The following is an 18,499-nucleotide window of genomic DNA, read 5'->3' on the forward strand; positions in this document are numbered from 1 at the left end:
GACACGGTCACGTCGGTTTCGTCAACTCGGCGTGAAGTGATCGCAGCGCCCGTAAAAAGGCGTCTTTAAAGTATTTGTCTTCTTTGACTTCTAGCGTCTCGACGGCGGCCGCGTCACCGGCGCTTGCTTTGACGAGCAAGTTGACGACCGTATTCCAGCGTTTCACATGTTCAGGTCGAGGATGGTTCAACGCTTGGGTCAGTGTGAACCAATACGGCTGGTCGCGTCGTTGTAGCGTGGCGATCATTTGTTTGGCCGTCTTCGCTTCGTCTTCGGTCGGCAGGGTGGCCGTATCGAACCAGCCGAGCAGTCCCGCGCTCATCGCCTCGAACTGGACCAACATGTCGGCGTCAATCGGTTCGCGCCCGAACTCGGAAATATTGACGAAAACGAGCCGGTCTTTGCGGTCGAGATGGGTGATCCAGCCTTTGACGGATTTAAGCTTGTCTTTTTCTTTCGACTGGGCTTTGATCGTGTACCCGTTCAATTTCCCGATATAGATGCGGAATTGCCCGCGGTCGAGTTGTTTGTCGACTTTGAATTCGACATCTTGTCCGATCGTGAACGGCGAGTTTTGCTTGTTTAACGTCTCACCTTTCTTCAATTCCGGACGTCTGACGATATAACGGAGCGCTTCCTGCTCGGTCCGGTCGTCGAGCGTCCATAGGTTATGAGGCGTAACATTTTTAAAGCGATGGCGGCGTACGAAAATGTACTGGTCGAGCGCCTCGACGGCGTCCGCGGCAGGACGTTTTCCGGACAAGTAGTCGTCTGCGATGTCGCGAAGTGTCAGCGATTCGAGCCGGTCGATATGTCCGGCGTAAGGGACGCTACCGACGACAAACAGGGCGGTGGCGATCAATTCGCTTTCACGAGGGGTCAAAGGGCGTTTGGCCATAGTGCACTTCCTCTCTTGATTCATATCCTTAGTATAACAAAAACAGATTTCATCATGTTGTGCGAATCGAGCCGTTGGAAAATTTGTACAGGTATACAGGATTTCGGCATTTTATTCCGAATAGTTGTTAACATAGACGGATTAGTGGAGATTGAGATGAGGTGAAGAGATGAAGCTGTCGATTGAGTCTGGGGATTATGTCGTGTTGATCGAGATCAATAAAGAAGTGTTGAAATGTACGTCGCTTGAGCAAGCTGATTATGCGGACCGGGATCGCTATGAATTGGTCGGACGGATGAGTGAACGGCTCCCGGCTGAAGTGATCGTCCCTTCGATCATCGACTATATCCGCTTTGGAAGTGGCTATATCGGTGACAATATCGTCTGGAATAAAGAGACGGAGTCATTCTTCTGTCAACAGTTCGAAACGATTGACGGTTCGCCGCTCGGTGAAGATTTAGAAGGTTTTACACCGGACCCTTACCGGACGGAGTTGGCCCGGTATTATACGTACTTGACGATCGGTAAAATTATCGATTTTGAGATGGAACATCCTGATGAGCCGGACTACTGGTAAACCGTCAGAAAAATGTCACAACCTTTTTTTAAGAAAAAAGGGAAATCCGTCGTGAAATTTGAGATAATGGGTAAATCTTAGGAAGTTTGGAATGGAGCGTAAGGCGATGAAAAAAATTCTTCTACTGACGGCTTTGACGTTACTCGTGCCTTCGACTGCCGGGGCGTCTAAGCCGGTGTTGTTAGAGAAGCATGGGTACGTTGTGACAGAGCCGCGGGTCGGTAACCAATATTACATCAAGCAGACCGGTACCGATTTAGCGTGGAACACGACCCGTGGGGCGTCAGACATTGTCGTCGCCTTGATCGATTCATCTGCAGACCGGAGCCATAAAGAGCTCTATAACGTACCACGAGTCGTCAATTCGATTAAAGGGCCATACAGTGTCGACTATCACGGCACGCACACGGCCGGAATCATGTCGGGACTGCACAATAAATTTGGGATGGCCGGTCTCGCACCGAACGTCCGCTATCATTTCTATAACGTCTTCTACGGGAAGAACTCAGAGTTCACGGATTCGTGGACGGTCGCCAGAGCCGTCGACACGGCCGTTGCCAAAGGTGCGAACATCATCAATTTGTCACTCGGGGGACAGGATTACGATAAAGTGCTCGCCGACTCGATCCGCCGGGCCCGGGCGAAAGGTGTCGTCATCGTCGCCTCGTCTGGAAATGACGGCGCGAAGACTTCTTTCCCCGCCAATATGAAAGAAGTCATCGCCGTCGGAGCGGTCGATGCGAATCGCCGTGTCGCCTCGTTTAGCAACATGGATAGCCAAGTGAAAATCGTCGCACCGGGCGTGAACATTTTATCGCTCGGCGTCAAGAACAGTTTTATCTACATGGATGGGACATCGATGGCGGCGCCGATGGTCTCGTCTGGGCTTGCGCTCGTCAAGTCGGTCAATCCGTATTTGACACCGGCTGAGATCGAGGGACTGCTTCAAAAAATGCCTCGCGTCAGCGGGAAGACGTACACCGAACTGAACACGAAGCGGTTGCTTGACGCGACGCCGCGTCCGGTCACGATCACGTCACCAGCGACGCTACGGAACCGTTATGTGACGGAGGCGAAGCTGGCTCTTTCGAACAAACCGAACTTGAAGACGTCTTATTACCTCTATCAGGGAACGCGCAAAGTGAAGACGTTGACCGCAAACAATCCGGCTTTTACCATGTTCGCCGGTGGGGACTGGCTCCCGAGCGGGCAGTACCGTCTAACCGCGGTCGTGACGGACGGGAAATTTAAACGTTCAGCCAGTCGTTCGTTCACGTACGTGAACCCGGTCAAACCGTCCGTGGCGATCAAAGTGGCCGATGCGCAGACGTTCGAACTGACGACGACGCGCAAAGGGACCGTCACCGTGCTCGATAAAGACAATCAAGTCGTCTATGAGGCACTGCATATACCGGGAACGTTTCCGGTCCGTAAAAGTACCGCCGAAGGCCTTACCGTCCTCTTGAAACCGACCGACATCTCCGAAAAAGTCGTCTCGACGAAGTATGCCCCGGCATTACCTGTCGTCGAAGAAACGACGGACACGACTGAAGCGATATAAAAAAACGCCCGCATCTCCGACAGACGAGTCGAAAGATGCGGGCGTTTTTAATTCGTTAATCGATTGTGATAGCTTCACCGCTCCAGCGGATATTCGCTTCTAAGACGTTGCCGTTGTCGTCGATGTGTTCAAAACTTAGCTTCCCGTCGATGATGATTTCACATAGACCGACGCGAACGGCGTCGCTCCAAACGCGTCGCGTCTGTTTCGACGCGTCGAATAAAGGAATCGATTCAGGAAAACGTTCCTGTAAATGGGCCAAGTTATGGTGATCGAAGTGATAAGCGCGTTTAGACAATTCATTCGGTCCTTTAATGTCAAACGGCTCAAATCCTCGGACGAGTCGATTTTTACGGTAGAAGGCGAATACGCCGTTGTTCGGGTGGAGCGCTTTAATGTCATCGATCTCGATCACATAGGTCAGTCGTTGGATCCAACCTTTCTTTGCATCTTGACGCATCAAAATCCCTCCTTGTTCAATGGAACACGCCTTATTTTAGCGCTGACGCCAATGAAAATCAAGTTCGGTTTCTTAGTTGTCATATTTGGCAATATCCGCTACAATGATTAAGTGACTATGAAGTCTGGACAATCGCGGGACGCAAGTCTTGAGGAAAGTCCATGCTCGCACAGCCTGTGATGGCTGTAGTGATCGTGCTACACGAAAAGATAAGTGTAGGCAACGCAAGTTGACGGCAGAAGAAGCACCTAAGTCTTCGGATACGGTGCAAGCTTCTTGAAAGTGCCACAGTGACGGAGTCTGTTCGGAAACGTTCAGAGTGGAACGAGGTAAACCCCACGAGCGAGAAACCCAAACTATGGTAGGGGAACTTCCTGACTGGAATCGAACGGGACGGAAGGCGCCAAGCGGCGCAGATAGATGATTGTCACTCCATCGTGCCAGGGAAACCGCTACGAGCACCGGAGTACAGAACATGGCTTACAGGGCAGCATAGTCTCAACTTACATTGACAAGGAGTTCAAGCAATCTTACTTGAGCTCCTTTTTACTTGACCATTTTACGCTTAACAATTACGAATTAGGAAAGTAGGGATCATATGGCAAAACGAAAACTGATCGCAACTGCAGCGATGGGCATCGAAGCGCTCGTCGCTAAAGAAGTACGTGACCTCGGTTACACGTGTGAAATCGAGAATGGACGCGTCTACATCGACGCCGAGATGGAGGATATTCCCCGTTTGAACATTTGGCTCAGAACGGCCGACCGCGTCAAACTCGTCGTCGCCGAGTTCAAGGCGACGACGTTCACGGAACTATTCGACGGTGTCGTCGACTTGCCTTGGACGGAGCTGATGCCGTGGGACGCCCGTTTCACCGTCGACGGACGTTCGGTCAAGTCGCAACTGTTCTCGATCCGCGACTGCCAAAAAATCACCGAGAAAGCGATCGTCGATGCGATGCAACGCGGCTACAACAAACCGGATGAATGGCTTCCGAAGACGGGTGCGATCTATCCAATTGAAGTCGCACTCTTGAAAGACGTGGCGACGATCACGATCGACACGTCGGGTGACGCGCTCCATCGTCGCGGCTACCGCGAGCTCCATTCGCAGGCACCGCTCAAAGAGACGATGGCCGCAGCGATGATCAAACTGACGAACTGGAAGCCGGACATGCCGTTCTATGATGTGTTCACAGGCTCTGGTACGCTCGCGATCGAGGCCGCACTCATCGGTCGCAATATCGCACCGGGATTAAACCGTGAATTCTGTTCGCAAGATTGGCCATGTGTACCGAAGAAAGCTTGGTACGAGGCAATCAATGAAGCGAACGAAAAAGCTGAGTGGGACAAGCCGCTCAAGATTTACGGCATCGACCTCGACCCGCGCATGGTCAAACTCGCCAAAGACAACGCCGACCTCGCCGACGTCCGTGACGCGATCACGTTCGTCCACACCGATGCGGCGGCGCTCAAGCCGACCGAGGATTACGGGATCATCATCGGCAACCCGCCTTACGGTGAGCGGTTGCAGACGGAAGATGAGATCATCGAGCTGTACGAGCGGATCGGGCAGCAATATGCCAAATATCCGGGTTATAGCGTCTATATGTTGACGAGTTACGAAGACTTCGAGAAAGCCTACGGCCGCCCGGCGACGAAGCGCCGCAAGCTGTATAACGGGAATATCGAGACGCAGTACTACCAGTTCTTCGGCAAACGTCCGCCGAGACGTGCTGTCGAGCCGACTTCAGAAGGTAAGTAAGTCGTCATTGCTCGTAGATACAAAGAAACGCTTCTAGAGCGACTTCAGACCGTAGACACATGTCTATGGTCTTTTTTCTGTTCGGACGACAAAAATGCTTCTTATTCTTTAGAAAACGTTAAATAGGCGCCTAGCAATGTCAATCCGAGAAGTAAAAACAAAAACCAAGGCGAGATGTTTCCACCCCATGCAAGCGATCCTTCTTGTGTTGCTACGTAAGATGCAGCCTGTAAGACAGAATCAGCTAATTCATTCAATTGAAAGATTAACATGCCAAACAAAATTGTTTGCGTAATGATCAGCAAACCCACCAAGCGTTTCATATTTGAACCTCCTAAACTATATGTATGCCGTACTGACAGCAATAACTCCTAATAAGGCGGGGTTAAAAATTTGAAAATTTGTGTTCCATCCCGATTCACCATCATTCAAGAGAAACGTGAAACATTCGACTGCATATCTTATTCAACAAAAAGAAACGCTCTTCCTTTAACTAGAAAGAGCGTCGTCACGTATACTGTGAAATCGGCGTTAAAAAAGTTGACTCACGCGGGGAGGTTACGTGTTATTCGCCGACCATTCCATCCCCGTCATTATCCCGCATATGCGGGTAGAGCCAGTGGTCGCTCGTGATCGGCATGCTGAAGCCGGCGTCTTTCGCTTCCTGGATCGTCACTTGCCCGTTCCCGTTCGCATCGACGCTTGATACGTCGCCAACCGGCTCTGCAGCGGGAGCGGGAGTAGCCTCCGGTTTTGGTTCGCTCTCGGTCAGACCGAGGCCGGCATTGACCTCGTCCGGGTTCACATTATCAAACTTGTCGACGATGACATTACCTTTCAACGTGTATGTGTATTGATAGCTCGACGGGATTTGCGTCTCGGTATCCGGATACGTGATGATGGCCTCGAAATCGGTCGCCCCGCCTGCACTACGGATCACACTTTCCATATAAGCCTGGTCCCCGTGACGATTGAGCGTGCTGTCTTGCGGGGTGATATTGAAGGCGTTAGAGACGCCCCCAAGTGAATCAGCGATGACATGTCCTTCATCTAAAGATTGATGTTCAACGCCGGGGACTTTCGCCTCGTCCCAGTAGTAGCGTCCTGACGAGGTGACGTCCTCGCTCTCATCATCTTGTAGGATGATCTCGTCAGCTGTTACTTTCACGAGTTGCCCATGATCGTTCGTGAACGCCCAATATTCACGGTCTCCGAAACCGACGTCGACGACAACATTCGCCTCGCGATGTCCGGATAAATCACCACCGTCGACTTCGACACGTTCATAACCAGAGAAGCGATCGCTAGTCGGTTGTTGTTCCTCCTCTTCCGTCTCGACAGCGGGTCCTTCTTGTGAATCGGTCACTTCAACGGATTCCGCTTGAGACTCAGCCACATCGGACGATTCTTCTTGCGAATCGGTCACTTCAATCGTATCATCGATAGGAGACGTCTCTTCTTCGGTGCTACATCCGGCCAGTAGAAACATCGCCAGCGGTAAGGCTAAATAAGTAAATCGTGCTTTCATTAAAAAACTCCTTTAATCACTTGGTACATACTTGTTCATTCTAGGAATCTTTGAATGATTATACAAGGCTTATGATTGGAAATTGTAGGATTTCTGAATATATATAACATGAACGATTTGACTAGGTGTACTTGAAGCGTTTCAATCGTTCAGTTACAGGTAATACATACGTATACATAGTGGAGAGGAGACGTCTCATGCAACTATACACGATTGAATATGCGTTTCAAGACAAGGAGCAGACGACACGAACGTGTGAAGTCGAGCTTGATCGAACGCCGGACTTGAACGATAACGAGCAACTCGCTGATCTTTATCAAATCGTATCGGACGCCATTCGTAAGCCAATCACAAGTTTTGAAATTTTAGCGGTCCATTAAATGAACCATCGACCCCGGGCCGACGCTTTGGGGTTTTGTTCAGTCAATCGAAAGAGGAGTGATGTTGAAATGAAATTAGTCGTTGTTGGTTTAGGTGATGTTGCCAAGAAAGCGTACTTACCGGTCTATGCCGGGCTAGACGGGATAGACGTTTATCTTGTCTCGCGGGATCAGGGGAAAGCGGAACAACTCGTCCGTCAATATCGATTCAGCGGTCACTTCAGAGCGCTTGAGGACGTCCCGCTCGGTGAGATGGATGCGGTGTTGATCCATTCGACGACGTCAGCGCATGCCGGACAAGCCGAGTACGCCCTTCGGCAAGGCGTCCACGTCTTCATTGATAAACCGGTCACGTTCACGCTCGAGGAGACCGAACGTCTCGTCCGGCTCGCAGACGAGCACGAGGTCGAACTCGTCACTGGCTTCAACCGTCGTTTTGCGACGGCGATGGCGGCGCTCAAAGAAGTCGAGAACCCGAACCTCGTCTTGATCCAAAAGAATCGTACATATCAGCCGGCGACGCTGCGTGAGTTCATCATCGAGGACTTCGTCCACGTCGTCGATACGCTCCGTTACTTGACCGGTCTCAATCCGGTCGAGGACTTGTCTGTTCGGACGCGTTATGAAGGGGATACGCTCAAACAGCTCCAGATCAATTTCACGGCCGGCGGCGTCGAGGCGGTCGGCATCATGAACCGGGACAACGGCTGCACCGAAGAAGTGATGGAAGTGATGTCACCGGGTCTAAAACGCGTCTCTCGAGACGTCGAGCGCGTCTACGACTATACGCCCGACGGCATGCTCGAGCGCGCCTTGAGCCCGTGGGAGTCGAATTTGACACGGCGCGGCTTTACGACGATGATCGACGCGTTTCTCAAACTGTTGAACGGGGAGCCGAACGGTTGTGTTCGCGCCGAGGACAGCTTGACGACCCATGCCCTTTGTGAACAAATACTGGACGCGGCAACGCGGTGACGGAATCGTTTCTGGCGGGGCTAGACCGGGTAAGAACTCCATAAAAGGAGGGGATGCGCAGTGGATGTCCGCGAATTGGTCATGCAAGCGAACGACCTGTTATGGACGTACGTTCTTATTTTTGTATTGATTGCCGGTGGGATTTTCTTCACGATCCGGATGGGATTCGTGCAGTTTAGAATGTTGCCGGAAATGTTCAAGTTATTGTTCGTCAAAGGAATCAAACACGAGAAAGGGCAAGTGTCTTCGTTCCAGGCGTTCGCCATCGGGACGGCGGCACGGGTCGGCACCGGAAATATCGCCGGTGTCTCGACTGCGATCGCGCTCGGGGGACCTGGGGCCGTGTTTTGGATGTGGCTCATCGCCTTGATCGGCTCGGCCTCGGCTTTCGTCGAGAGCACGCTCGCCCAAGTGTACAAAGTGCATGACGGCAAGGCGTGGCGCGGCGGACCGGCCTATTACATCGAGCGGGCGCTCGGTCAACGTTGGCTCGGGATCGTCTTTGCGATCCTCATCACGTTCGCGTTTGGCTTTGCCTTTAACTCCGTGCAGGCGAACACGATCGCGCTTTCTGTCAATAACGTCTTCGCCATCGATACGGTCTGGGTTGGTGTTATTTTGGCCGTTGCGACGGGGATCGTCATCTTCGGCGGGATCCGGTCGATCTCGACGTTGTCCGGGATCATCGTCCCGATCATGGCGGGTGGATATATCTTGCTCGCGCTCTGGGTCGTGCTGACGAATCTCGACGTCGTTCCGGCCGTGTTCTCGGCCATCTTCTCAGAAGGTGTGCTAGGCTTCCAAGAATTGTTCGGCGGGGCCGTCGGAGCGATGGTGCTTCAAGGTATACGGCGCGGCTTGTTCTCGAACGAGGCGGGGATGGGGTCGGCGCCGAACGCCGCCGCGACCGCTGAGGTCAGCCACCCGGTGAAGCAAGGGTTGATCCAATCGCTCAGTGTCTTCGTCGATACGCTGTTCATCTGTACGGCGACCGCGATGATCGTCTTGATCTCCGGGGTTCCTGGTTCTGAAGACTTCCAAGGTATCGAGCTCGCGCAAGAGGCGCTGTTGACGGAGATCGGACCGGTCGCGACGACGCTCATGACGATCGCCATCCTGCTGTTCGCCTTCAGCTCGATTTTAGCGAACTATTACTATGGAGAGACGAACATCGAGTTCATCTCGGAACGGAAAGTGTATGTTGTCATCTATCGTATCGCCGTGCTAGGGATGATCATGTTCGGCTCGGTCCGCTCGGCCGGACTCGTCTGGTCGATCGCCGACATCTTCATGGGATTGATGGCGCTCGTCAACATGTACGCCATCTTCCGTCTCAGCAAAGTCGCCAAACTGTTGCTCGACGATTACGTCGCCCAAAAACGGTCCGGACGGGATCCGGTGTTCTCGCGCGATGACGTCGATCTGCCGGGCAAAGAACATCTCGAGGCGTGGGAATCGAAACGAGAACACATCAGTTAAGGACGAGGCAAGAATAGGCAACGACTGTCGTATTCTTGCCTTTCAAGCAACATTATTATTATTTCAAATACCGCATTTATACTAAATAAATTAAGAAAAGAGTAGACAGCATGATACAGACGTTTAAAGTTTTATTCAAGCGCTTTTTTGCCGAACGTTTTTTCGATCAAGCCGCGATGTTGGCTTATTATTTCATCTTGTCGACGTTTCCGTTCTTATTGTTCGTCCTCGGCATTGTTGGATGGCTCCCGTTCACGAGCGGGGACGTCATCTCGGCGCTGTCTCTCGTCATGCCGGAAGCGAGCTACCGACTGCTAGAAGGGAACATCGAGGCGATATTTGATGACTCGAGGCTGCGTCTGGCGTCGCTCAGCATTTTGCCGGCGCTGTGGATTTCGTCAATGGCGGTCCAGTCGCTCGTCCGGTCATTGAATGATGCGTATCGCCTCATCCGGAACAAGTCGTTCTTAAGAGGGGCTCTCCAGGACATCGCCGTCACGCTGGCACTCATGTTCGTTCTGCCGTTCTCATTGGTCATCCCTGTGGCCGAGACCGCGTTGCGCGAACTGTCGACGCGGATCATTTTTGTCGACGACATCGTCGCGGGATATGCACAAATATGGTTTTACTTCCGCTGGGTCGTCGGGACGCTCGTCATGTTTGGTGTCTTCCTGCTCGTCTATAAATGGCTGCCGAGCCATCGCGGGACGTTCCGTGACAGTTGGGCCGGGGCAACACTCGCTACTATCGGCATATTGACAGTTTCCAACGTCTTCAGCTACTATTCTCAATATGCCAACTACGAACAGTTTTACGGTCAGCTCGGTGCGTTTATTATCTTGTTGGTTTGGTTTTATTTGGCGGCTTCCGTCATCCTCCTTGGAGGGCTATTGAACGCGACGCTCATTGAACGAAAAGAAATTTCCGATTGACCTGCAAATGCTTGTTATCATTCAACGATTGAGGGAATGATACCGTTAAGACACATCTTTTAATCGGAGGTGGGAAACATGGATATGCAACGGCTCGTACACAATCGTCGTTTCATCGATCAAACATTGTTTTACCTCGCCTTACAATTATGGAAGTGGGTCATGTTATTACCGGTACTCTTTTATTTGGATATCTCAATGAGCACCGCTCCATTTTCGCAATACTTGATGGTCAGCCTCCTGCTGTACGTCACGTTTCGTGTCATCCAATACGTGGTCGCCAGCCGGGCTTCCTTGATGGAGCTGTTAGAATTCGGCTATGCGGTCTTGTCGCTCGTGCTCGTCCTGTTTTTACTGATCGAGCTCTCCGCTTCTCCTGGTGCTATCGCTTTGATCGTCGGAGTGTTCTTGGTCCACCCGTCGTTGGCACTGCACCACTATCGTGACTTCACGGAACGGAAGTGGTTGAACAAGCAGTTCCAGCTGTTCAGCCCGATGCTACGGGAAGGGGAGGTCCCCGTTCACGTGCTCGTCTTGACCGAAGATGAGATCGTGATCACGGCCGAGAGCGGCAAGGAGTTCACGTATCGACATATTTACTGGGGTGGCTTCTATTTCGAAAACGTCTCATGAAGGTGGTAAGGTGATTGAATAATATAATTGTTATCGTGTTTTGGGTTGTCACGTTCGTCGCTTTTTTTAAAGGGGCTTACGACATGTGGCGGGAGTATCGTGCCACGAAACAGAAATCGGTGCTCTACTTCCTGCTCGTCTTGATCCTCACTTGGTTTTGGTTCAATCCCTACGAATTGACCGCGCTTCATCCGTTCGTCTTAATGGCGTATTATTGGAACCGAAATCGATGGATGAGAAATGCCATGCTCGCACTCGTGCTCGCCACGTTCTTCCTCCAACTTTGGGTGATGGCGGGGACGATGTACTAAAGAAGTACAACCGACAAAAAACGCTCGACCCGTGAATTGGGTCGAGCGTTTTGTATGACTTAATCTTTTCTAGCGGCAGCAAGTTCTGTTTCCATTTCACTGAACTCACGGCTGATCCGTTTTTGTTCGCGTTGGCTCGTGAACGTGCTGACGAGAACGATGGCAAGCATACTCAAGAAGAAGCCTGGCACCATCTCATAGATGACGCTCGAGAGTCCCGTGATGATCCAAAGGATGACCGTGATGGCACCGACGAGAATACCGGCGAGTGCGCCTTGGCGCGTCATCTTCGTCCAATAGAGCGACAAGAGGATCGTTGGACCGAAGGCCGAGCCGAATCCGGCCCAAGCATAGCCGACGAGCGTCAAGATCGTGTTCGATGGGCTGAGCGAAATGAGTGTCGCCACGACACCGACCGTCAATACGCCGATTCGACCGGCGAGTACCATCGTTTTATCGCTTGCATCTTTGTTGAAGAACTTACGATAGAAGTCTTCAGTCAACGCCGACGACGTGACGAGCAATTGCGACGATACAGTCGACATGACGGCTGCGAGGATCGCTGCGAGCAAGAATCCGGTGATGAACGGGTGGAACAAGACGTCAGAGAAACGGATGAACACCGTCTCCGGGTCTGCTAGCGGATTGCCTTGACCACGGAAGTAGGCGATACCGACGAGGCCGGTCATGACCGCACCGATGATCGAGACGGTCATCCAGCCCATACCGATTCGGCGTGCCGCCTTCAATGATTTCACATCTCTGATCGCCATAAAACGAACGATGATGTGCGGTTGGCCAAAGTAACCGAGTCCCCAAGCGAGGAGACCGATGATCCCTAGCGTTGTCGTCCCTTTAAACAAGTCGAAAAGATCGGTGTTGATCGCTGTCGCCGTGTTGACGGCGTTCGTCATCCCACCGACGTCTGTCAAAGCGACGACCGGTACGAGTACGAGTGCGATGAACATGATAATTCCTTGTGCAAAGTCTGTCCAACTAACAGCAGTGAACCCACCGAAGAGCGTGTAAAGAATGACGACGCTGATCGTGGCGATGACACCGGTCTGATAGTTGATCCCGAACGAGCTTTCGAACAACTTCCCGCCAGACACAAGTCCAGCTGACGTATAGAACGTGAAGAAGATGATGATAACGGAAGCTGATAGGATCCGTAGCCAGTTCGAGTGATCTCGGAACCGATTCTCTAAAAAGTCAGGAATCGTGATCGAGTCATTTGCCATCTCCGTGAAGACACGTAGACGGGGAGCGACTAACAAGTAGTTCAAGTAAGCTCCGATGACCAATCCAACGGCTAACCAAATCGCTGATAATCCTGTGGCATACATTGCCCCCGGAAGACCCATTAACATCCAACCACTCATATCCGAAGCTCCGGCTGACATGGCGGTAACACCCGGCCCCATTTTGCGGCCGCCTAACATATAATCTGATGAGTCGGTCGTTCGCTTATAAGCGACGTAACCGATAGTTAGCATCATCACGAGGTAAAGCGCGATGGATACCCATTCTTGCCATAACATTTGATTACCTCCTGTACGCTTTCAATGTTGTTCAACAGTTTTGGTTTGAAATGTGGGAAGTCTCCCATAAAGATGACGAACCCAACTGATTTTACGAACTTGTCACTAACCTTAACGGACCTTCAGAATGATTGCAAACTGTCATCTTTTCATAAAAACGGCTCTAAAGCCTATTATACCAACGGATAAACAGGCTATTTTTCACCCTAAAAGTTTAAATATTATGACAATTAGAAATATTGAGGCAACGCCTCTGTAATCTCCTTGTAACATAAGTGACTGTTTTAAGACGAATATGCCATAAAGAAGACCTGAACCGATCGGTTCAGGTCTTCTTTATATGTAACGTTTATTCAGCCTGACGTCCAAATGCGAGTTGTTCGACGAGCCGCATCGTCGGGAACGTCTGTCCGGAACGCGCCTGCATCGTCACGAGCGCGTACTGCTTGCCTTGATGCTCCATCAAGAACACCATCGTGTAGCCCGATTCGTCGGTATAGCCGGTCTTCGTCGCCTTGACGAGGTCCGAGTAGTGGATGCTGCGGCTGTTGATCGCCGACCCGAGGTGATACCACCACCGTCGCTTCATCAATCCATCTTTGTCTTCGAACTTCGCCTCGTACTCATACGTTCCGGCGATTTCGACGAGTTCGGGATACGTCCCGAACGCGTAAGTGATTTTAGCCATGTCGCGTGCCGTCGTATAGTGGTCCGGGTCCGAATAGCCGTGGGCATTTTTGAAGTTTGTTCCAGTCAAGCCTAGGACGCGGGCCCGTTCATTCATCAGTTCAACGAATTCCGCCGTCGAGCCGCTCACATACTCCGCCAAGCTATTGGCGGCATCGTTGCCCGATTCGAGCAGTGTCGCGTAGAGCGCTTGCCGGACGGTTAGGCGGTCGCCGACAGCGAGATGGACGATGTGACTGTCCCAGGGGATGTCGAGCGTCGTCGCGTGCACTTCGACGACGGGGCGGTCCAGTTCGCCGGAGACCGCCGCTTTCTCATAGGCGAGCAATGCCGTCATCAGCTTGGTCGTACTGGCCGGGTATACACGCTCCTCCCCGTGTTTGTCCAACAAGACGACACCGTCCGTCAAATCAACGAACGTCATCGCCCCGACAAGAACCTGTTCCGGGTCGGCGGTCAGAGTGGAATCTTCTACCCATTCTTGGATTGGGATATCCGGGAAAGACGGTCCTTGTTTGACCGGTTCGGCCACCGGCGCCTTCGGATCAGGTTTCACCGGTGTTTCTTGCTTGAAGCCGATGAGTGCCGGAATGATCGCGATCATTCCGACGAGCATCAAGCCGACGGTCAAGCGTCTCATTATATAGGTGTGTCTACGATGTCTACGGGTACGTTTCACTTTGCAATCGCTCCTTCATAGTTTACTTTTCTACCATAATGGATGTCGGGCAATGAAATCGTCTTCAAAATCGAGAAACAGGTCAATATTTATCGAGTGATGAAACAGAAGGGAATGGGTATACACATAAGCAGACACGTTCATTCCTAAAGGAGGTATCATCATGCATCGCTATCCATTCACGAATTCATTGTGGAGACAACACGATCGCACCCTACAGTATCCACGACTCGAGAGTTCCGTTTCTTGTGACATCGTCGTCATCGGGGCGGGGATCGCCGGACTCGTCACCGCCTATGAGCTTCAAAACCGGGGCAAGCAGGTCGTCCTGCTCGAAGCGATGGAAGTCGGCCGCGGCACGACCGGGCACACGACGGCCAAATGTTCCGTCCAGCATGGCGCCATCTATTCGAAATTGATGCAGACGTTCAATGAAGAGATGGCACGTCTTTACTATGAGTTCAACGATGAGGCGCTCGACTATTTGAGACGTCAAGTCGAAACCGGGTTTGACATCGATTACGAAGTGAAAGATTCATATCTTTATACGATCGACAGCTCGAGTCAGCTCGCCTCCGAGATCGAGGCGTATCAAAAAATCGGGTTGAATGGTGGGGATGCGACGAACGAGGTCAACGCAGTCTTTCCATTTCCGGTACAACAAGCAGCCGTCATCCGCGACCAAGCCCAGATTCATCCGGTGAAATATTTGAACGAACTGGCGCGTCGCTTTGTCGAAGCGGGCGGGAAGCTTTATGAGAAAACACGGGCGACGGAGATCAGCCAAAGCCCGCGTCCGATCGTCACGACATCGACCGGGCGCCGTGTCCAAGCCGATCAAGTCGTGGTCGCGACGCATTATCCGTTCAACGACATCCGTGGACTATACTTCTCGAAATTTGAGGTCGAACGGTCCTACATCGTCGCTTGCGAGACGAACGGTCCCGTGCCGGACGGCATGTATTTGAGCGTCGATTCGCCGAGTCGCTCGTTCCGGACGTTCGATGACGGCGATCGCTCGTACGTCCTCGTCGGAGGGGAGGGGCATCTGAGCGGTCACGTGACGGAGACGCGGACGCGCTACGACCGGTTGGAGCAGTTCGCGAATGAGGCGTTCCGCGCTAAAAAATCAAGTTTCCGTTGGTCGTCCCAAGACTTGATCACGTTGGACCATCTTCCTTACGTCGGTCAAATGTTCAGTCGTGAACCGGACATCTTCGTCGCTACCGGATTCGCCAAATGGGGGATGACGAACGGGATCGCATCCGGACTGTTGCTCGCCGACCTACTGACCGGTCACGAGAACCGGTTTACCGAACTGTTGGATCCGCTCCGTTCGAAGTTCAAACCGGCGGATGTCGGTCAGTTCTTGAAGACGAATATAGACACGGCTGCCCAATTCGTCAAAGGAACGCTCGAGAAGCCGGGCTCGCTCGACGACCTCCAACTCGACGAAGGTGGGGTCGTTCACGTCGATGGCAAGAAAGTCGGCGCTTATCGGGATCTCGATAACAACTGTCATCTCGTATCGACCCGTTGCACGCACATGGGTTGTGGCGTCAATTGGAACAACGCGGAGCGGTCTTGGGACTGTCCATGCCATGGATCGCGCTTTGACACGCAAGGAAACGTCCTTGAAGGTCCGGCGACGAAGCCGCTCCACTATGAGAAAAAAGCGGATGTGTCGAAAGAATAGGCATTTTTCGTCACATCGATTAAAGTAGAGAGGTAAGGAAACAACTGTCATAGGGGTGGGAATCAGATGGAAATTACAAAGCAATGGCGTGAACATTTCAAACAGTTACGTGCGTTCGATGAGGCGATCTCGCTACTATATTGGGACATGCGGACACAGATGCCGGAACAGTCGGCCCCGCTTCGTGCCGAGACGATCGGTTACTTGTCGACAGAGGCGTTCAAACGTCAGACGAGCGATTCGTTCGCGGAACTGCTCGCCGAGATGACAGCGACCGAAGAGTTGACACCGACCGAGGTCCGCTCGGTCGCCGTGGCGAAGACGCAATATGAACGGAACGCCAAAATCCCTCCGGCGGAGTATCAGGCCTACGTCACACTTGTCTCTGAAGCCGAGACGGCATGGGAAAAAGCGAAAGACAAGAACGATTGGGGCACATTCGCCCCGTATTTAGAAAAAATCGTCGCGTTCCAGCGTAAGTTCGCGGATTATTTCGGATATAAGACGCATCCGTACGATGCGTTGCTCTATGATTACGAACCGGGTATGACCGTCGAACAACTCGACGAATTGTTCCAGACGCTACGGGACGAGCTCGTCCCGTTGATCCGTCAGTTGAAGTCGAGCAAGCATGAACTCGACTGGTCGATGGAGGCGGCGGTGCAAGAACAGATCTGTCACGATTGGATGCGGGTCGTCGATTATGACTTGTCCCGCGGTCGTCTCGACGCGACCGTGCATCCGTTCGAGATCACGATCAACCGCCGCGACGTGCGGATCACGACGAAGTATGATGAGTCGGACTTCCGCAACGCCCTGTTCGGGACGATGCACGAGGCGGGCCACGCGACTTACGAGCAACAGATCGACGAGGCGCTCGATGAGGTCGGACTCGGAGGAGGCGCATCGATGGGTATCCACGAGTCACAGTCGCTCTTCTTTGAAAACTTCGTCGGGCGCAGCGAAGCATTTTTACGCAGCGTCTATCCACGGCTACAAGAACGGCATCCGGCGTTTCAAGATATCGACTTCGATACGTTCTACGCAGGCGTGAACGAGGCGAAGCCATCGCTCATCCGGATCGAGGCGGATGAACTGACGTATAGCCTCCATATCATCATTCGCTACGAGCTTGAGAAGGCACTCATCCAAGGTGATTTGACCGTCGCCGAGCTGCCGAACGCTTGGAACGAGAAATATCGAGAGTACTTAGGCGTCGAGGTGCCGAATGATGCGAAAGGCGTATTGCAAGACGTCCATTGGGCCGGCGGTTCATTCGGCTACTTCCCAAGCTATGCGCTCGGATTGATTTATGCGGCGCAGTTGACCGAGACGCTCAAATCGGAACGGTCCGACTTTGAGACGTTAGTGCATGAAGGCGAGTTCGGTCCGATCAAACAGTGGCTCGAGACGAACGTCCATCGCCACGGTAAGTCGCTCACCCCGAACGAGCTGATCAAGCAAGTGACCGGAGGCGATATCTCGGTCCGTCCGCTCGTCCGCTATTTGACGAAAAAATACGTCACCGAGTAAGGAGTCTTCCGATGAAGCTATTCGCGCACCGCGGGGTGATGAACCAGTTCCCGGAGAACACGATGGCGGCGTTTCGCGCAGCGCTCGCCGCCCATGCCGACGGGATTGAAACGGACGTCCATTTGACGAAAGACGGTCGCCTCGTCTTGATTCACGACGAGACGATCGATCGGACGACAGACGGGTCGGGCCGTATTGCCGAGATGACGTTGTCCGAGCTCGGACGATACAACGCCGGTGTCTTATTCGACCTCGAGGAGCGCATCCCGTCACTAGACGACCTGTTAAACTTAGTAAAAGGAACGGGCGTCTGTCTCAACCTTGAAGTGAAGACCGACATCGACCGGTACGAGGGGATCGAAGACCGGCTCGTCGAGACGCTGCGAGCCCATCGATTCCCGGCCGACCGCGTCCTGTTCTCTTCCTTCAATCATGAGACGCTCTACCGGTTGAAGCGGTTAGCACCCGAGTACGAGTCTGCCGCGCTCATCTCCCAACCGTTGTTCGACTTGGCCGGTTACTTGAACGAGCTCGGGGCGACAGGCGTGCATCCAAGTGTCCGAACGATGACCGATGACGAGATCAAGCTCATTCAACAGAACGGTGTCAAGGTCCGTCCGTACACGGTCAAGACGATCGAACAGCTGAAACGGTTCCAACTGCTCGGTGTCGATGCGATTTTCGTCAACGATATCGAGTGGGCTCGAGCACATTCAACCCCGTAACAGGTCGTTACGGGGTTTTTAAATTTATGGAAACGGGAAGGAAGACTATGTAAAGAAAACGGTAACAACCAAATGTGCCGACCGGCATATTCAAAGCACACCGTCATCTTTACGCCGTCGTCCTGTTGTCTTAAGTTTA

At 52.4% G+C, this 18,499-nt stretch carries 18 protein-coding genes and 1 other RNA gene; 13 read left to right on the top strand and 6 right to left on the bottom strand.

Annotated features, from left to right (window positions below):
* Positions 1 to 7: 7 nt before the first annotated feature.
* On the bottom strand, positions 8 to 898 hold the full coding sequence (locus EVJ21_RS00510; protein ID WP_131489710.1) for a hypothetical protein: 891 nt from the start codon (positions 896 to 898) through the stop codon (positions 8 to 10).
* Between the two features lie 169 nt (positions 899 to 1,067).
* On the opposite strand from EVJ21_RS00510, the gene EVJ21_RS00515 reads away from it, so the two are divergent.
* Both EVJ21_RS00515 and EVJ21_RS00520 read left to right on the top strand, forming a co-directional pair.
* Positions 1,068 to 1,475, top strand: a complete 408-nt coding sequence (locus EVJ21_RS00515) for a hypothetical protein (protein ID WP_131440802.1) — start codon at positions 1,068 to 1,070, stop codon at positions 1,473 to 1,475.
* 106 nt (positions 1,476 to 1,581) lie between these two features.
* On the top strand, positions 1,582 to 3,036 hold the full coding sequence (locus EVJ21_RS00520; protein ID WP_236636539.1) for a S8 family peptidase: 1,455 nt from the start codon (positions 1,582 to 1,584) through the stop codon (positions 3,034 to 3,036).
* Positions 3,037 to 3,091: 55 nt separating this feature from the next.
* On the opposite strand, the gene EVJ21_RS00525 is transcribed toward EVJ21_RS00520, so the two are convergent.
* On the bottom strand, positions 3,092 to 3,496 hold the full coding sequence (locus EVJ21_RS00525) for a hypothetical protein (RefSeq protein ID WP_070327210.1): 405 nt from the start codon (positions 3,494 to 3,496) through the stop codon (positions 3,092 to 3,094).
* 120 nt (positions 3,497 to 3,616) lie between these two features.
* Between EVJ21_RS00525 and rnpB the strand changes: the two genes are divergently transcribed.
* Positions 3,617 to 3,984: RNase P RNA component class B (gene rnpB / locus EVJ21_RS00530), an RNA gene on the top strand.
* 110 nt (positions 3,985 to 4,094) lie between these two features.
* Positions 4,095 to 5,261 carry a THUMP domain-containing class I SAM-dependent RNA methyltransferase gene (locus tag EVJ21_RS00535; protein ID WP_070327211.1) on the top strand — a complete coding sequence of 389 codons (1,167 nt, stop codon included), beginning with the start codon at positions 4,095 to 4,097 and terminating at the stop codon, positions 5,259 to 5,261.
* Positions 5,262 to 5,362: 101 nt separating this feature from the next.
* Here EVJ21_RS00535 and EVJ21_RS00540 read toward each other — a convergent pair whose 3' ends face one another.
* Entirely contained in the window at positions 5,363 to 5,584 is a 222-nt protein-coding gene (locus EVJ21_RS00540; RefSeq protein WP_131458076.1) for a hypothetical protein, read from the bottom strand.
* Positions 5,585 to 5,826: 242 nt separating this feature from the next.
* Complete coding sequence (locus tag EVJ21_RS00545; RefSeq protein WP_131489712.1) at positions 5,827 to 6,789, bottom strand: DNA/RNA non-specific endonuclease; 963 nt, start codon at positions 6,787 to 6,789, stop codon at positions 5,827 to 5,829.
* Positions 6,790 to 6,986: 197 nt separating this feature from the next.
* On the opposite strand from EVJ21_RS00545, the gene EVJ21_RS00550 reads away from it, so the two are divergent.
* The 6 genes from EVJ21_RS00550 to EVJ21_RS00575 all read left to right on the top strand — a co-directional run bounded on the left by EVJ21_RS00550 (position 6,987) and on the right by EVJ21_RS00575 (position 11,499).
* Positions 6,987 to 7,169, top strand: a complete 183-nt coding sequence (locus EVJ21_RS00550; protein WP_016509062.1) for a hypothetical protein — start codon at positions 6,987 to 6,989, stop codon at positions 7,167 to 7,169.
* A 69-nt stretch (positions 7,170 to 7,238) separates the two neighbouring features.
* Positions 7,239 to 8,144 (top strand): Gfo/Idh/MocA family protein, encoded by a 906-nt coding sequence (locus EVJ21_RS00555; protein ID WP_131489713.1) that lies wholly within the window; start codon positions 7,239 to 7,241, stop codon positions 8,142 to 8,144.
* A gap of 60 nt (positions 8,145 to 8,204) precedes the next feature.
* Positions 8,205 to 9,623 (top strand): alanine/glycine:cation symporter family protein, encoded by a 1,419-nt coding sequence (locus EVJ21_RS00560; RefSeq protein ID WP_201739970.1) that lies wholly within the window; start codon positions 8,205 to 8,207, stop codon positions 9,621 to 9,623.
* Positions 9,624 to 9,733: 110 nt separating this feature from the next.
* Complete coding sequence (locus EVJ21_RS00565) at positions 9,734 to 10,555, top strand: YihY/virulence factor BrkB family protein (RefSeq protein WP_070327214.1); 822 nt, start codon at positions 9,734 to 9,736, stop codon at positions 10,553 to 10,555.
* A 78-nt stretch (positions 10,556 to 10,633) separates the two neighbouring features.
* Entirely contained in the window at positions 10,634 to 11,188 is a 555-nt protein-coding gene (locus EVJ21_RS00570) for a hypothetical protein (RefSeq protein ID WP_070327215.1), read from the top strand.
* A gap of 14 nt (positions 11,189 to 11,202) precedes the next feature.
* On the top strand, positions 11,203 to 11,499 hold the full coding sequence (locus EVJ21_RS00575; RefSeq protein ID WP_236636158.1) for a hypothetical protein: 297 nt from the start codon (positions 11,203 to 11,205) through the stop codon (positions 11,497 to 11,499).
* Positions 11,500 to 11,558: 59 nt separating this feature from the next.
* Here the strand turns inward: EVJ21_RS00575 and putP are convergent, their stop codons facing one another.
* Both putP and EVJ21_RS00585 read right to left on the bottom strand, forming a co-directional pair.
* Positions 11,559 to 13,040: a sodium/proline symporter PutP gene (gene putP, locus EVJ21_RS00580; RefSeq protein WP_131463546.1), complete on the bottom strand. Its 1,482-nt coding sequence runs from the start codon at positions 13,038 to 13,040 to the stop codon at positions 11,559 to 11,561.
* 349 nt (positions 13,041 to 13,389) lie between these two features.
* Complete coding sequence (locus tag EVJ21_RS00585; protein WP_131489714.1) at positions 13,390 to 14,367, bottom strand: D-alanyl-D-alanine carboxypeptidase family protein; 978 nt, start codon at positions 14,365 to 14,367, stop codon at positions 13,390 to 13,392.
* A gap of 202 nt (positions 14,368 to 14,569) precedes the next feature.
* On the opposite strand from EVJ21_RS00585, the gene EVJ21_RS00590 reads away from it, so the two are divergent.
* The 3 genes from EVJ21_RS00590 (at position 14,570) to EVJ21_RS00600 (ending at position 18,360) form a co-directional block, all read left to right on the top strand.
* Complete coding sequence (locus EVJ21_RS00590) at positions 14,570 to 16,102, top strand: FAD-dependent oxidoreductase (RefSeq protein ID WP_131489715.1); 1,533 nt, start codon at positions 14,570 to 14,572, stop codon at positions 16,100 to 16,102.
* 66 nt (positions 16,103 to 16,168) lie between these two features.
* The gene (locus EVJ21_RS00595) at positions 16,169 to 17,635 is read left to right on the top strand and encodes a carboxypeptidase M32 (protein WP_131489716.1); all 1,467 of its coding nucleotides are present in this window, start codon (positions 16,169 to 16,171) and stop codon (positions 17,633 to 17,635) included.
* Positions 17,636 to 17,646: 11 nt separating this feature from the next.
* Positions 17,647 to 18,360: a glycerophosphodiester phosphodiesterase gene (locus EVJ21_RS00600; protein WP_131489717.1), complete on the top strand. Its 714-nt coding sequence runs from the start codon at positions 17,647 to 17,649 to the stop codon at positions 18,358 to 18,360.
* The last annotated feature ends 139 nt before the right edge of the window (positions 18,361 to 18,499 follow it).

It is taken from the genome of Exiguobacterium sp. SH0S2 (assembly GCF_004337185.1).
In the GTDB taxonomy this organism is placed as follows: domain Bacteria; phylum Bacillota; class Bacilli; order Exiguobacteriales; family Exiguobacteriaceae; genus Exiguobacterium; species Exiguobacterium aurantiacum_A.

Coding starts and splice junctions, on each gene's coding strand:
- EVJ21_RS00520 (WP_236636539.1), top strand. CDS start 1,582: ATGAAAAAAATTCTTCTACTGACGGCTTTGACGTTACTCGTGCCTTCG.
- putP (WP_131463546.1), bottom strand. CDS start 13,040: ATGTTATGGCAAGAATGGGTATCCATCGCGCTTTACCTCGTGATGATG.
- EVJ21_RS00570 (WP_070327215.1), top strand. CDS start 10,634: ATGGATATGCAACGGCTCGTACACAATCGTCGTTTCATCGATCAAACA.
- EVJ21_RS00525 (WP_070327210.1), bottom strand. CDS start 3,496: ATGCGTCAAGATGCAAAGAAAGGTTGGATCCAACGACTGACCTATGTG.
- EVJ21_RS00590 (WP_131489715.1), top strand. CDS start 14,570: ATGCATCGCTATCCATTCACGAATTCATTGTGGAGACAACACGATCGC.
- EVJ21_RS00510 (WP_131489710.1), bottom strand. CDS start 898: ATGGCCAAACGCCCTTTGACCCCTCGTGAAAGCGAATTGATCGCCACC.
- EVJ21_RS00555 (WP_131489713.1), top strand. CDS start 7,239: ATGAAATTAGTCGTTGTTGGTTTAGGTGATGTTGCCAAGAAAGCGTAC.
- EVJ21_RS00585 (WP_131489714.1), bottom strand. CDS start 14,367: ATGAGACGCTTGACCGTCGGCTTGATGCTCGTCGGAATGATCGCGATC.
- EVJ21_RS00545 (WP_131489712.1), bottom strand. CDS start 6,789: ATGAAAGCACGATTTACTTATTTAGCCTTACCGCTGGCGATGTTTCTA.
- EVJ21_RS00565 (WP_070327214.1), top strand. CDS start 9,734: ATGATACAGACGTTTAAAGTTTTATTCAAGCGCTTTTTTGCCGAACGT.
- EVJ21_RS00595 (WP_131489716.1), top strand. CDS start 16,169: ATGGAAATTACAAAGCAATGGCGTGAACATTTCAAACAGTTACGTGCG.
- EVJ21_RS00535 (WP_070327211.1), top strand. CDS start 4,095: ATGGCAAAACGAAAACTGATCGCAACTGCAGCGATGGGCATCGAAGCG.
- EVJ21_RS00550 (WP_016509062.1), top strand. CDS start 6,987: ATGCAACTATACACGATTGAATATGCGTTTCAAGACAAGGAGCAGACG.
- EVJ21_RS00600 (WP_131489717.1), top strand. CDS start 17,647: ATGAAGCTATTCGCGCACCGCGGGGTGATGAACCAGTTCCCGGAGAAC.
- EVJ21_RS00540 (WP_131458076.1), bottom strand. CDS start 5,584: ATGAAACGCTTGGTGGGTTTGCTGATCATTACGCAAACAATTTTGTTT.
- EVJ21_RS00515 (WP_131440802.1), top strand. CDS start 1,068: ATGAAGCTGTCGATTGAGTCTGGGGATTATGTCGTGTTGATCGAGATC.